The organism is Streptomyces sp. NPDC107550 (genome assembly GCF_055639095.1).
Map to the genome: position 1 here is coordinate 143,691 of NZ_JBVKBC010000006.1, position 13,183 is coordinate 156,873.

Here is a 13,183-nt window from a genome sequence, read left to right on the forward strand (position 1 = left end):
GAGGAGCACGTGATGGGCGAGTTCAGGGTGGGCGCGGAGGAGTTCGAGGTGGACGGGCGGCCGGTGCGGCTGCTGTCGGGCGCTTTGCACTACTTCCGTGTGCACGAGGCGCAGTGGGGGCACCGGCTGCGGACGATGCGGGCGATGGGCCTGAACTGCGTGGAGACGTACGTCCCGTGGAACCTGCACGAGGTGCGCCCGGGCGAGGTCCGTGACGTCGAGGCGGTGGGCCGGTTCCTGGACGCGGTGCGCGAGGCGGGCATGTGGGCGATCGTGCGGCCGGGGCCCTACATCTGCGCGGAGTGGGAGAACGGCGGGCTGCCGCACTGGGTGACGGGTCCGCTCGGCACGCGCGTGCGCACGCGCGATGCGGAGTTCCTGGCGCATGTGGAGCGTTGGTTCGGGGTGCTGCTGCCGCAGGTGACCGCGCGCCAGTGCGACCGGGGCGGCCCGGTGATCATGGTGCAGGTGGAGAACGAGTACGGCAGTTACGGCTCGGACGCGCTCTACCTGCGCGCCATGGCGGACCTTCTGCTCGACCTGGACGTCACGGTGCCGCTGTTCACGTCGGACGGGCCCGAGGACCACATGCTGACGGGCGGCTCGGTGCCCGGGGTGCTCGCCACGGCGAATTTCGGCTCCCACGCGCGCGAGGGCTTCGAGACGCTGCGCCGGCACCGCCCGAAGGGTCCCCTGATGTGCATGGAGTTCTGGTGCGGCTGGTTCGATCACTGGGGCGCGGAGCATGTCGTACGCGATCCACGGGAGGCGGCCGACGCGCTGCGGGAGATCCTGGAGTGCGGCGCTTCGGTGAACCTGTACATGGCGCACGGCGGTACGAGTTTCGGCGGCTGGGCCGGGGCGAACCGGGGCGGCGCGCTGCATGACGGCCCGCTGGAGCCGGACGTGACGTCGTACGACTATGACGCGCCGATCGACGAGTACGGGCGCCCCACGGAGAAGTTCTGGCTGTTCCGCGAGGTGCTGGCCGCGTACGCGGCCGGTCCGCTGCCGGAGCCGCCGCCGGGCCCGCCCGCGCTGGCCGCCCCGGTGTCGGCCGCCCTGACGGCGTTCACGGGCCTGGAAGGGGTGCTGGAGGCGCTGGGCGGCCCGGAGGCGGAGTATCCGGTGCCGCCGTCGTTCGAGGACCTGGACGTGGACCGTGGCCTGGTGCGCTACGCGGTGTCCGTGCCGGGCCCCCGGCGCTCGTACCCGCTGCGGGCGGCCGGGCTGCGGGATCTGGCGGTCGTGCACGTCGACGGCGAGCGGGCGGGCGTGCTGACGGAGACGGCACCGGAGTTGCCCGAGCCGGTCGCGGGGCACGCGCGCGTGGAGCTGTGGGTGGAGTCCCTCGGCCGGGTCAACTACGGGCCGTGCACCGGCGAACGCAAGGGCGTCACGGGCGGCCTGCTGCATGAGCGGCAGTATCTGCACGGCGTACGCGCGCGGGGGCTGCGCCTTGACGCGTTCACACCGGAGGCGGTCGCGGGGCTGCCTGACGCGGCCCCGGAGAGCGCCACGCGGGGTCTGTACCGGGGGTCGTTCGAGGTGGCGGGCGCGGGGGACGCGACGCTCGAACTGCCGGGCTGGACGCGCGGGTTCGTGTGGGTGAACGGTTTCTGCCTGGGCCGTTACTGGTCGGCGGGCCCCCAGCTCTCCCTGTACGTGCCCGGCCCGGTGCTGCGGGAGGGCGTCAACCAAGTGTGGGTCCTGGAGACGGACCGGGCGGGTGAGCCGGAGGTCAGGCTGCGCTGACGTTCGCTGCTGTCGCGCAGAGAGGGCCGCCCCGGATCCGGAGCGGCCCTCTGTGTCGTACGTGCGTCTTCTTGTGGGTGAGCGCGTGCGGTCAGTCGAGCGGGGTCACGGTGAACTGGTCGATGACGACCGCGCCGCCGTCGGAGGCGTTCGACGTGAGCCCCACCCAGGCGTCGCCGTCGTCGGGAGCGGTGAACTCGTAGCCGAACTCGGTGGTCGTGCCGGGGGCCGTCTTGGGGAGCGGGTCGGTGCGTACGGCCTTGGTGGCGGGGGTGTCGACGGCGGTGGTCCAGGTGGCGGCCGTCTCGCTCTGGTACAGGAAGGAGACCCGGTAGCGCTTGCCGGGCGTGAAGGGCACGGTGGCCGGGATCGTGCGGTACACGAGGCCCGTTCCGGTGAGGCGCGCCTTCAGCGACCAGGTGCCGGTGAGGACGTCGTCGACGACGGTGCCGTTCCAGCCGGCCTGTGTGTAGGGCGCGTTCTTCTCCGCGAGGTGCGCGCGGCTGGTGGCGGCGATGAAGGGGAAGATGCCGTCCGGTACGTGCTCGAAGTCCTGGAAGACGAGGGTGCCGGGCTTGGTCGCGGGCGGGGTCGCGCGGGCGACGCGGACGCTGTCGAACGCCACGCGCGCGGTGCCGGCCGCGACCTTGAGCGCGAGGGTGACGTCACCGCCGCCCTCGGGGACGGTGAAGTGGACGAACATGCGCTGGAAGCGGGTGTTCAGCTTCAGGTCGCAGGACTGCTTGTTGACGGCGGTCGAGGACTCCATGGTGACGTGCCGGGCGGTGTCGGCGGTGGTGATCTCCAGGGTGGCGGTGCGCCGCTCCCCCGGCGCGTCGCCGATGAGGGCCTGTACGGAGGCGACGTACGAGGTACCGGGGCGCAGCCCGCGCAACTTCTGACGGACGGCGGCGGGAGCACCGTCGGTACCGGCCCATGCCTCGTACTGGCCGATCTCGCTGCGCCGCACCTCGCAGGCGCCGGTGACGTCCCAGGCGGCCAGGGAGCCGGAGTGGAAGCCAGGGTCGCGGACCGGGGTGCCCTCGCCCCAGCGGGGGTCGCGGGCGAGGTCGGCGCGGGCGCGGTAGAGGACGTAGGGCTGGTCGGCGTCGGCGTCCAGGGTGACGGTCCCGGCGCTGACGGGGACGTGGGCGACGAAGACGCGGCCCTGGTCGGTGAGGCGGTACAGGGCGGTCTTCTTCAGGCCCGCCCACGCGCGCGGGAGCTGCCAACGGGTGCGTCCGCCGCCGGGGTTGTAGTGGTACAGCTTCTGCGGGCCGCCGGCCTTGCGGGGGTCCCAGGGCAGCAGATACGTGTCGCCGGTGAGGACGGTGCGGCCGTCCGTGGTGATGGTGCGGGTGCCGTCGGCGGCGGCCTTGACCGAGGTGCTGCCGGGCCCGGAGAAGGTGATCTCGTCGTCGCTCCAGGTCTTGATCGGGAACGCCTGGAGGTACTTGACCGGCAGGGTGTGCGACCAGATCAGACGGTAGAACGCGGTCCAGTCGGTCTTGTTCTGCCATGCCTCGAAGTCACCGAGGCGGGCGGTGCCGAGCAGCGGGAACTTGTCGGCGAAGACGTCCTTCTGGTGGTGGCGCATGAAACGGATGAGGCGGGAGTTGATGCCGCGTGAGGAGTCGGCGCCGTAGGTGACGTCATTGGCCCAGTGCGACCACAGGGAGGACCGCTCCAGGCCGTGGCCCCACTCGGAGGTGACCTGCCAGCCCTGCTCGCGCAGGATGCGCTGGAAGCGGTCGCCGATCCAGCCCGAGTCGCGGAACACGTCCACGTACAGCGTGTTCAGGCCCTTGTCGACCTCGTCGCGCAGTTGCCTGATCCGCTCCTCGGTGCCGCCGGTGACGAGGTCGCGGCGGTTGTCGACGCGGTAGCTCTGGTCCATCCACGCCCACTGCTTGTTCGTCTTGTCGACGAGCTGCTCGGAGAAGGCGTGGGCCTCGGGGTAGGACTCGGTGAAGTTGATGTGGACGGCGAAGTCACTGTCCCAGGTCCTGCCGGTGCGGACCAGGGTGTTGAGGTCACCGAGGCCGCCGGCGCGCTCGTTGTAGTGACCGCCGTAGTCCGGGTGCGCGGAGTCGTGGCCCTCGGACTGGTAGCCCTTGAGCAGGGTGAACTGGCGCAGCCCGTCGGTGGCGAGGTGGACACGCTTGACGTGGTCGAGCGTGGTCAGGAACGGGTTGCCGGCGACGGAGCCGATGTTGTACGCGATGTGCGCGACGACCCGCTGGTACTGGGTGTCGGCGCCGAGCGGGGTGACGGCGATGTCGCGGAAGGCGATGGCGGCGTCCTGCCAGTCGACGACGCCGTCGCCGTTGCGGTCGCCGGTGATGATCACCTTCGCCCAGGGCAGGGGCTCGGTGTCGTCCACGGCGGCGGTGTCTGCGCGGTAGGTCCACTGGCCGTTGCTGATACCGCCCTTGACGTATCCGTCGCGCTGCGTGGTCTGCCGCCAGAACCGGCCGTTCTCCCAGCTCGTACCGGGTGTCGCGGCGGGCCGGTCCCAGCTCGTGTTGTTCTCGACGGCGGCCCCGAGTTCACTCGTGTGGGCGACGGCGTAGGCGGCTCCGACGGCCGCTGGATCGGGTCGGCTGTCAGTGGTGATGCCTACGGTGGAATCGCCGCTCCGGGTCTTGTCGATGTCGACGCGGGCCGTCATGAGGGTGGCGCCGGCCTGCGTCGAGCGCACGCTGACCAACTGCAGTCCAGGGATCTGCAGGGTGTGCACGCGCAGGGCGTCCGTGTCACGGATACGTGTGACGCGGAAGGTGACGGTCCAGCCGTCGACGGCGATCTCGGCGTCGATGACGGGACCTTCGTCGAGAGTGAGCCGGTAGCTGATCCGGTCGGAGTCGGTCCGGCTGGTGACACGGGGGGTGTAGGGGATGTCGTCGATCAGGATCTGGGTGACCGCGTCTTCCTGGGCGTACAGGGTGTGCCCGGTGGCGCGGTGGGTGTACGCGGCGACGCGCGGGAAGGCGGTGCCGACGCGGACGGTGAGGGCGCCGGAGCGGATGACGGCCTCGGGGTCGGTGGCGCCCGGCGCGCCCGGGCCGGCGTCGAGGGAGGCGGCGCGGGCGACGGCGGGCAGGCCGCCGGCGAGGGCCGCCGTGGCGAGGGCGGCGGCGGTGACGACCGAGCGGCGGCTCGGGGCGGGCGGGGTTCTCATGGGGGCGGGGCTCCTCGGAGGGCGGTGGGGCGTTCTCGGCGGGGGCGGGGCGCCTGGGGCGGCCGTGGGGGTGACGCGACGCTCACGATGCGTCGCGGGGCGGTGGCGGGCCCATGGACAAAGAAGCGGCAGGACTTGGACTAATGCGGGGCGCGCGAGCGCGGCCGGAGGGCGCCTCGGCGGCGGTTCGCGCGCTGTTCCGGGCGGGCGGCCCGGCCGTACCCTGAGTACGCCGGGTCCGGGGGCCGACCCCGTGACGTGGTCCGGCGGCCCAAGGGGGTGCGCGCGTGGCGAACGGCGGACCGGTGGTGCACGGCTTCGTGCATCTGGAGACGGTGTGGTCGGCGATCACCGCGCTGTACAAGCGCCTCTCGTACGACACCGTCCACGCGTTCACGCCGAGCGTGGCACCGGCGGACGTGGCGTTCAGCGACCAGGACGATCTGCATCTGGGGGCGCAGCGGGTGGCGCGGGAGCTGGTCCGCCACTACCGGCTGCCGGACGCGCGGATGATCGTCGGATTCCGCGAGATGGAGCACGCGGCGAGCGTCGAACTGGCGGCGGGCCCGGAGTACTTCATCGAGGTGAACGACCGGTTCCGCCGGCATCGGCGGGACATCGGCGCGGCCCTGGCGCACGAGATCATGCATGTGTATCTGCACCGCCTGGACCTGTCGTTCCCCGGCACCGGGGACAACGAGATCCTGACGGACACGGCGGCGACCTACCTCGGGGCGGGCTGGCTGCTGCTGGACGCCTATCGGGAGGACGCGGCGTCGTCGCAGAAGCTCGGCTATCTGACGCCGGAGGAGTTCGGGTACGTGCTGGCGAAGCGGTCGCTGGCGTTCGGCGAGGCACCCGAGACGTGGTTCACGAGCGCGCAGGCGTACACGGCGTACACGAAGGGCCTTGCGCGGGCGCGGAGCGAGGAGCGGCAGCCGCCGCTGACGGCGGCGGGCTGGGCGGGCCGCCGCCGGTACGCGAAGGACCGGCGGTACGCGCGCGACCACGGCCCCCAGCCGCCCGCGCGGGACGTGGCGTACGCGTTCACGACCGCCGGCGCGGGGCGGGACGGGCTGGCGGTTCAGTTCCCGTGCCCGACGTGCCGGCAGCGCGTCCGGGTACCGGTACGGGGCCGGGTGCGGGCCCGGTGCGGGTTGTGCCGGACGGTGCTGGAGTGCGATACGTAACGGCCGCGCGGCCCGCTCTTGGTCAGGTTTTGCCCCGAATTGCTTTGCGTCGGGGCGGGTCGCGGGGTGAGGGTCGAGGCATGGACGACGAGGTGAAGGCCGGCGTCCCCGAGCTGTTCGAGGCGGTGCACGGCGGCGACACGGACGCGGTGGTACGGCTGTTGCGGGCCGGGGTGCGCGGAGATGTGTGCGACGCGGACGGGGAGAGCGCCCTGTACCGGGCGGCGATGTGCGACGAGCCGGAGATCGTACGGCTGCTGCTGGCGGCGGGCGCCGATCCGGCGGGGTTGAGCAGCGGGACGGATCTGCCGTTGTGCGGTGCGGCGTGCGCGGGGCATGTCGCGGTGGTGCGGGCGCTGTTGGCGGCGGGGGCGCCGGTGGACGCGGAGGAGGAGTTCGGGTTCCGGGCGTTGACGTGGGCGGTGCGGCTCGGGCGGGAGGCGGTGGTGCGGGCGCTGCTCGACGGCGGGGCCGATCCGGCGCTGCCGGGGCCGAGCGGGGAGCTGCCGCTGGTGGCGGCGGCCCGGCGCGGGTCCACAGGGTGCGTGCGGGCGTTGCTGGAGCAGCGGGCGCCGGGCCGGGAACAGGCGCTCGCTGAGGCGCGCCGGTGGCGGCGCGTGGACGTGGAGCGCGTGGTGCGGGCCGCGCTGCTGGAGTCGAGCGGGGGCGGCGCGGAGCGGGAGACGGTGACGCAGCGGTTCGCGGAGGCGGGCGGCGTGACCGTCGTCGTGCAGTTGCTGGACGCGGCGGGCCGCCCGACGAGCGGCAACGAGCAGCAGACCGGGCATGCGGCGATCGCCACGCTCCTTGAGGCGTCGCTCGGGGCGGTGACTCCGGCGGCCGAGCTGGCCGAGCGGGCGGTGCGGTCAGGCGATCCCGCCGGGGACGACTGGGTGGAGGCGCGACGGGTTCTGCGGGCGCGGGGCGACGAGGTGACGTTCCGCGCGGCGGCGGCGTGGTGCGCGGACCGGGACCCGTTGCGGCGGGCGTTCGCGGCGGACGTCCTCGGCAGGCTCGGCGGCCCGGCGGCCTCCGGCACCCGCCCTTACGCTCGACGCGCGGTACCGGTACTGCGCGGCCTGCTCCGCTCCCGCCTCACCGAGCGCACCGGAGCCACCGGAAGCGCCGCCCGCCCACGGCGCCCCGCACCGGGGCGCGGGGCACGGGCCCGGTCCGGCGACGGGGATGGCGCCCCGGCGCGGGCCGAGCGGTCCGGCGCGGAGGCAGCGGCGGAAGCAAGCGCATCGGCGGAAGCAGGAGCGCCGGGCCCGGGCGGCTCCTCCCTGCGCAGAGAGCCGGCCGGGGATGTGGAACTGCGGTGTGTGATCGGCGCGTTGGGCGGGCTCGGCGATCCGGCGGCCGTCCCGGAGATCGCCGCGCTGGCCGATCACCCCTCCCCCGGCGTCCGTCGTGCCGTCGCCGCCGCCCTGCACGGCATCGGCAGCGCACCGCTCGACACGGTGATCGCCCTGAGCCGGGACGCGGCGCCCGAGGTGCGAGCACGGGCGGTGCTCGCGCTCGCCGCCGCAGGGGACTCGGCGGGGGTGCGGGAAGCGCTGGCCGCGCTGTTGGACGACGTACGGGACGATGTGGCGGCGGGGGCGGCGCGGGCGCTGGCGGTACGTCAGGACCGGCGGGCGGTGGGGACGTTGACGCGGCTGCTCGCCCAGGCGCCGCCCGGCGGTCACGCGCACGCCGTGGCGCGGGAAGGGGCCCGCGCCTTCACGGACCCGCGCGTCAGAAACGTCCTGGAGCACACCTGGCCCCGGGCGGGCTGAGCGTGCCGCCGGCCGAGGGCGCGGGCCGGACTGGGAGCACCGGCCTCAGTCCTCGTACGGCGTGATGGCTGTGCGGGGCAGGATCACGCAGAGGAGGGCGCAGAGGACGAACCCGCCGGTGACCCAGGGCATCGCCGCGTCCAGGCCGTGTCCGAGCCCTTCGGAGACGTTGTCGAAGAAGACGGTCCCGATGACGGCCGCGCCGAGCGCCCCGCCGAACTGCTGGGCGGTGGAGAAGATCCCGGACGCGCCACCGGCGATCTCGGCGGGGACGGCGGACAGGACGACGTTGGCGAGGGGCACGACGAGGAAGCCGAGGCCCGCGCCGGCCAGGACGAGGCCCGGCACCATGGGCCACGCCCCGGTGTGGACGGCGGCGGCGTGCTGGGCGGCGTGCCAGACCCAGCCGAAGCCGCCCGCCATCAGCAGCGCGCCGGCGCCGAGGACGAGCCGGCCGAAGCGGACAGCGAGGGCGTCGGCGGCCGGGGCGGTGAGGAAGCTGCCGGCGGAGAAGGCGACGGTGATGACGCCGGCCTGGAGGGGGCTGTAGTGCTGGCCGCCCTGGAGCCAGAGCGCGTAGACGAGGAAGAAGCCCTGCATGCCGACGGAGAAGAGGAGTTGGACGAGGACGCCGACCGAGAAGGCGGGCAGGCGGAAGGCGCGGGCGGGCAGCAGCGGCACGATCCGCTCGGAGTGCCGCCGCGCTTCGAGGACGCCGAGCCCGACGACCGCGACGACGCCCGCGCCGAGGCAGAGCCAGCCCCACAGCGGCCAGCCGTTGCTCCGCCCCTGCACGAGCGGCAGCACGATGGCGACGAGACCGACGGCGAGGACGAGGCTGCCGAGCAGATCGGGGCGGCGGGCGGAGCGTTCGCGCGTGGCGGGGACGAGGAGGAGACCGGCGAGGAAGGTGGCGAGGGCGACGGGGACGTTGACGAGGAAGACGGAGCGCCAGCCGAGGCCGAAGAGGTCGGCGTCGGTCAGGACGCCGCCGAGCAGCAGCCCGATCGCGGAGGCGAACCCGGCGACGCCGCCGTACACACCGAAGGCGGCGCCCCGTTCCTTGCCCTGGAACAGCGAGCGGAACGAACCGAGGACCTGCGGCACGAGCACCGCCGCCATCACGCCCTGCACGGCGCGCGCGGCGATCAACTGCCCAGGCGACTGGGCGATTCCGCAGGCGAGGCTGGCCAGACCGAAGCCTGCGGTGCCGGCGAGGAAGAGGCCCTTGCGGCCGAAGCGGTCGCCGAGATGACCGGAGACGACGAGGGTCGCGGCGAAGCCGAGGAGGTACGCGGAGACCAGCCATTGCAGGGCGCTCTCGGAGGCGTGCAGATCACGGCCGATGGAGGGGATCGCCACGTTCACGATCGTCACGTCGAGGAGGTCCATCAGCGCGGCGACCGTCATCACGGCGGCCGCCGCCCAGCGGCGCGGATGGGTGCCGGGGGGCGGGCCGGCGGCGGCCTGGGAGGCGGGCGAGGACGGGTCGAGGCTGACGGACATGACGGCTCCCCATGACGACGAAGTATTTCGTTCGGGCTAACGAAATACTTGCACCGCCCCCTCGAAGATCGCAACCCTTTCTTTCGGGCGAACTAAATAATCGGTACCCTGGCCTCATGACCAGGGACGAGAAGCACCAAGCCCCCGCCCCCACGGAGCCGCCCACCGCAGCGGCGCCGGCCACCGAGCCCCCCACCGCAGAGCGCGACGCGGTGTTTCGGGAGCTGATGGAGACCGGGCGCGGGCACAGCGCGGCGACGATCATGTTCCATACGGCGGTGGCCGCCTCGCAGGGGCTGAACCCCACGGAGTCGAAGACCCTCGACCTGCTGGCCAAGCACGGCCCGCTCACGGCCAAGGACATCGTGGGGTTCACGGGACTCGCGCCGGCGTCGGTGACGGGGCTGGTCGACCGGCTGGCGGCGAAGGGGTTCGTGCACCGTGCCCCGCACCCCAGCGACAAGCGGCGCGTCGTGATCGAGCTGGACCGGGACAGGATCGCGGAGCTGACCCGGTTCTTCGACGCGTGGGCGCGGGACGTCGTGGTGGCGTGCGAGGAGTTCAGCGACGAGGAGCTGCGGGTGGCGACGCGGTTCATGGCGGCGATGACGAAGGCGCAGACCGAGGCCGTCGCCCGGATCCCGAAATGAGACCGCCCGCCTGACCGCCGCTCCCCCTACGAGGGACGGCGCCCAGACGGGCGGACAACAGAACGAACAGACGCGGAGCTGAGAACTCCGAAGGAGAGAACACCCAGGTCAGGCCCGCGAACCCCGAAACGGAGAACACGCAGGCTCAGGCCCGCGACCCCCGAAGCGGAGACCAGGCTCAGGCCCGCCCGCCCCGGGGCTACCGGCTACGCGGCGGCCTGGCGGGGACCGCGCCGGCGGCCCTGACCGCCCGACTTGGCCGCGCCGTCAGCGCCCTTGCCCCCGGCGGCACCGGCACCGGCGCCGCCACGGCCCCGGCCGCCGGCGGCCCGCGTACCCGCGCCGGAGCCCGCGCTCGCGCGGCCGGAGCCGCCCGACCGGGCACCGCCGGCCGTACCGGTACGGGCACCGCCGCCCGCGCGCGACGCGCCCCCGGACCGGGAGGCGCCGCCCGCGCGCGACCCCGTACCGGAGCCGGCGGCCGAGGCGGCGGCCGCGCCCGAGCCGGAGCCCGAGCGGCGGGAGCGGCGCGGCTTGCGCGTGCCGGACTTGGCCTGGCCGGTGCTCGGCTCCGGCTCGGGCACGGCGATGACGGCCGGCACCCCGGACGGCTCGCGTGCGCCGGTGATGCGGCTCAGTTCCTCGTCGGTGGAGCGGACCTGGGCGGTGCGGGCGTCGACCTTGGCGTCCCGCATGAGCCGCTGCACATCGCGCTTCTGGTCGGGCAGGACCAGCGTGACGACGCTGCCGGACTCCCCCGCGCGGGCGGTGCGGCCGCCGCGGTGCAGGTAGTCCTTGTGCTCGGTGGGCGGGTCGACGTTGACGACGAGGTCGAGGTCGTCGACGTGGATGCCGCGCGCGGCGACGTTCGTGGCGACGAGCGCGGTGACGCGGCCGTCCTTGAACTGCTCCAGGGTGCGGTTGCGCTGCGGCTGGCTGCGGCCGCCGTGCAGCGGGGCCGCGAGGACGCCGTTGGCGAGGAGCCGCTTGGCGAGCCGGTCGGCGGAGCGCTTGGTGTCGACGAAGAGGATGACGCGGCCGTCGCGGGCGGCGATGCGCGCGGTGACGGCCTTCTTGTCGGTCTCGTCCTGGACGTGCAGGACGTGGTGCTCCATCGTCGTGACGGCGCCGGCCGACGGGTCGACGGAGTGCACGACCGGGTCGGTGAGGAACTGCTTGACGAGCCGGTCGACGTTGCGGTCGAGGGTCGCCGAGAACAGCATGGTCTGGCCGCCGGCCTCGACCTGCTTGAGCAGCGCCGTGACCTGCGGCATGAAGCCCATGTCGGCCATCTGGTCGGCTTCGTCGAGGACCGTGACGCGCACCTGCGCCAGGTCGCAGTCGCCGCGCTCGATGAGGTCCTTGAGCCGCCCGGGGGTGGCGATCACGACCTCGGCGCCGCGGCGCAGCGCGCCCGCCTGCCGGGAGATCGACATGCCGCCGACGACGGTGGCGAGACGCAGCTTGAGGGCGTTCGCGTACGGGGTGAGCGCGTCGGTGACCTGCTGCGCGAGTTCCCGGGTGGGGACGAGGACCAGGGCGAGCGGCGCGTGCGGCGCGGCTTTGGCACCGGCCGTGCGGGCGAGCATCGGCAGGCCGAAGGCGAGCGTCTTGCCGGAACCGGTGCGGCCCCGGCCGAGCAGGTCGCGGCCGGCGAGCGAGTTGGGCAGGGTGGCGGCCTGGATGGGGAACGGCTCGGTCACGCCCTGCTCGCCGAGCGTGGTCAGGAGCGCCGCGGGCATGTCGAGGTCTTCGAAGGCGGCGACGGGCGGCAGCGCGGGGGTGACGTTCTCGGGGACCGTGAACTCACGCGGGGGTGTGGGTGCCTGCCTGCGCTTCTGCTGGGGGGCTCGGCGCGCTCCGTCCACAGGACGGCCGGAGGCACGGCGGCGGGACGGACGGGCAGAAGAGCTGGTCATACGGCAGGCCCTCCGGGGACTTCCAGGGACGGGAACAGCAGGAACCGGGGTCCGCGGCCGACATTGCGGCGCGGACCCCGGCCCGGAATGCTCGATATACGAGATCAGGCGGGGAGGATGTTCTCCGCCTGCGGGCCCTTCTGGCCCTGCGTGACGTCGAAGGTCACCTTCTGGCCTTCCTGGAGCTCACGGAAGCCCGAGGTGGCGATGTTCGAGTAGTGGGCGAAGACGTCGGCGCCGCCGCCGTCCTGCTCGATGAAGCCGAAGCCCTTTTCCGAGTTGAACCACTTCACAGTGCCGGTGGCCATGTCGTTTCTCCTTGAAACAGGTAGCAAAGGTGCAGCCCCCATCCCGAGAAATCCAGGCGAAAACAGTAAATGCGCCTGAGGAACATTCCCGTCAGGCGCACATAAGGTCTATGGGTACCAAAACTGCAACGCCACCGAGCCTAGCACGCCGTATCACCGCCGCGCGATGTGCGCCGTATCACCGCAGCGCGATGCCGTCCAGCACCATCGACAGGTACTGGCGGGCGATCTCCTCGGGGCTGTGCTGTCCTCCCGGCCGGTACCAGGTGGCCGCGACCCACACCGTGTCGCGCACGAAACGGTAGGTCAGACGGATGTCGAGGTCGTCGCGGAAGACGCCGTCGGCGACGCCGCGCTCCAGGGTGCCGAGCCAGGCCTTCTCGAAGTTGCGCTGCGAGTCGGCGAGGAAGCCGAAGCGTTCGTGCGTGACGAGGTGGCGGGCCTCCTTCTGGTAGATCGCCACGGCGGGGCGGTGCCGGTCGATCTCCCGGAACGACTCGGTGACCAGGGCCTCCATCGTCTCGCGCGGGCCGAGACCGGCGGCGAGGACGGTGTCGTAGCCCTCCCACAGCTCGTCCAGGAAGGTCCGCAGGATCTCCTCCAGCATCGACTCCTTGGAGTCGAAGTGGTAGTAGAGGCTGCCGGCCAGCATGCCCGCCTCGTCGGCGATCTTGCGTACCGTGGTCGCGTTGTACCCCTGGGCGGCGAACACCTCGGCGGCGGTGGCGAGGAGTTCGCGGCGCCGCTCGGGCTGCGGGCCCGCCTGGGGCTTCTTCTTCGTAGGCACGGCACCATTGTGGTCCTCCGCCGCGGCCCTCCGCGCCGGTGCCCCTCCCCCGCGCCCCACCCGCTTCGCTATTTTTGAGCGCCATCCTCACTTCGAGCGCCATCCCCGT

Annotated in this window: 9 protein-coding genes; 4 read left to right on the top strand and 5 right to left on the bottom strand. The window is 73.2% G+C overall.

From position 1 onward, the window contains the following. Positions 1 to 12 precede the first annotated feature (12 nt). On the top strand, positions 13 to 1,755 hold the full coding sequence (locus tag ACZ7LY_RS11315; protein WP_471624283.1) for a glycoside hydrolase family 35 protein: 1,743 nt from the start codon (positions 13 to 15) through the stop codon (positions 1,753 to 1,755). A 91-nt stretch (positions 1,756 to 1,846) separates the two neighbouring features. Here the strand turns inward: ACZ7LY_RS11315 and ACZ7LY_RS11320 are convergent, their stop codons facing one another. After that, the gene (locus ACZ7LY_RS11320) at positions 1,847 to 4,936 is read right to left on the bottom strand and encodes an endo-alpha-N-acetylgalactosaminidase family protein (protein ID WP_471624284.1); all 3,090 of its coding nucleotides are present in this window, start codon (positions 4,934 to 4,936) and stop codon (positions 1,847 to 1,849) included. Positions 4,937 to 5,223: 287 nt separating this feature from the next. Here ACZ7LY_RS11320 and ACZ7LY_RS11325 point away from each other — a divergent pair, with 287 nt between their 5' ends. Together ACZ7LY_RS11325 and ACZ7LY_RS11330 are read left to right on the top strand one after the other, a co-directional pair. Next, positions 5,224 to 6,126, top strand: a complete 903-nt coding sequence (locus tag ACZ7LY_RS11325) for a hypothetical protein (protein WP_471624285.1) — start codon at positions 5,224 to 5,226, stop codon at positions 6,124 to 6,126. A gap of 80 nt (positions 6,127 to 6,206) precedes the next feature. After that, positions 6,207 to 7,904, top strand: a complete 1,698-nt coding sequence (locus ACZ7LY_RS11330) for an ankyrin repeat domain-containing protein (protein WP_471624286.1) — start codon at positions 6,207 to 6,209, stop codon at positions 7,902 to 7,904. Positions 7,905 to 7,949: 45 nt separating this feature from the next. Here the strand turns inward: ACZ7LY_RS11330 and ACZ7LY_RS11335 are convergent, their stop codons facing one another. Beyond that, positions 7,950 to 9,410 (bottom strand): MFS transporter, encoded by a 1,461-nt coding sequence (locus ACZ7LY_RS11335; RefSeq protein WP_471624287.1) that lies wholly within the window; start codon positions 9,408 to 9,410, stop codon positions 7,950 to 7,952. Positions 9,411 to 9,526: 116 nt separating this feature from the next. On the opposite strand from ACZ7LY_RS11335, the gene ACZ7LY_RS11340 reads away from it, so the two are divergent. Further along, on the top strand, positions 9,527 to 10,060 hold the full coding sequence (locus ACZ7LY_RS11340) for a MarR family winged helix-turn-helix transcriptional regulator (protein WP_471624288.1): 534 nt from the start codon (positions 9,527 to 9,529) through the stop codon (positions 10,058 to 10,060). 206 nt (positions 10,061 to 10,266) lie between these two features. On the opposite strand, the gene ACZ7LY_RS11345 is transcribed toward ACZ7LY_RS11340, so the two are convergent. The 3 genes from ACZ7LY_RS11345 to ACZ7LY_RS11355 form a co-directional block, all read right to left on the bottom strand. Next, entirely contained in the window at positions 10,267 to 11,979 is a 1,713-nt protein-coding gene (locus tag ACZ7LY_RS11345; protein WP_471624289.1) for a DEAD/DEAH box helicase, read from the bottom strand. 104 nt (positions 11,980 to 12,083) lie between these two features. Beyond that, complete coding sequence (locus tag ACZ7LY_RS11350) at positions 12,084 to 12,287, bottom strand: cold-shock protein (RefSeq protein ID WP_005318814.1); 204 nt, start codon at positions 12,285 to 12,287, stop codon at positions 12,084 to 12,086. Between the two features lie 178 nt (positions 12,288 to 12,465). Beyond that, positions 12,466 to 13,074, bottom strand: coding sequence for a TetR/AcrR family transcriptional regulator (locus ACZ7LY_RS11355; RefSeq protein WP_471624290.1), 609 nt, complete (start codon positions 13,072 to 13,074; stop codon positions 12,466 to 12,468). Positions 13,075 to 13,183: the final 109 nt, after the last annotated feature.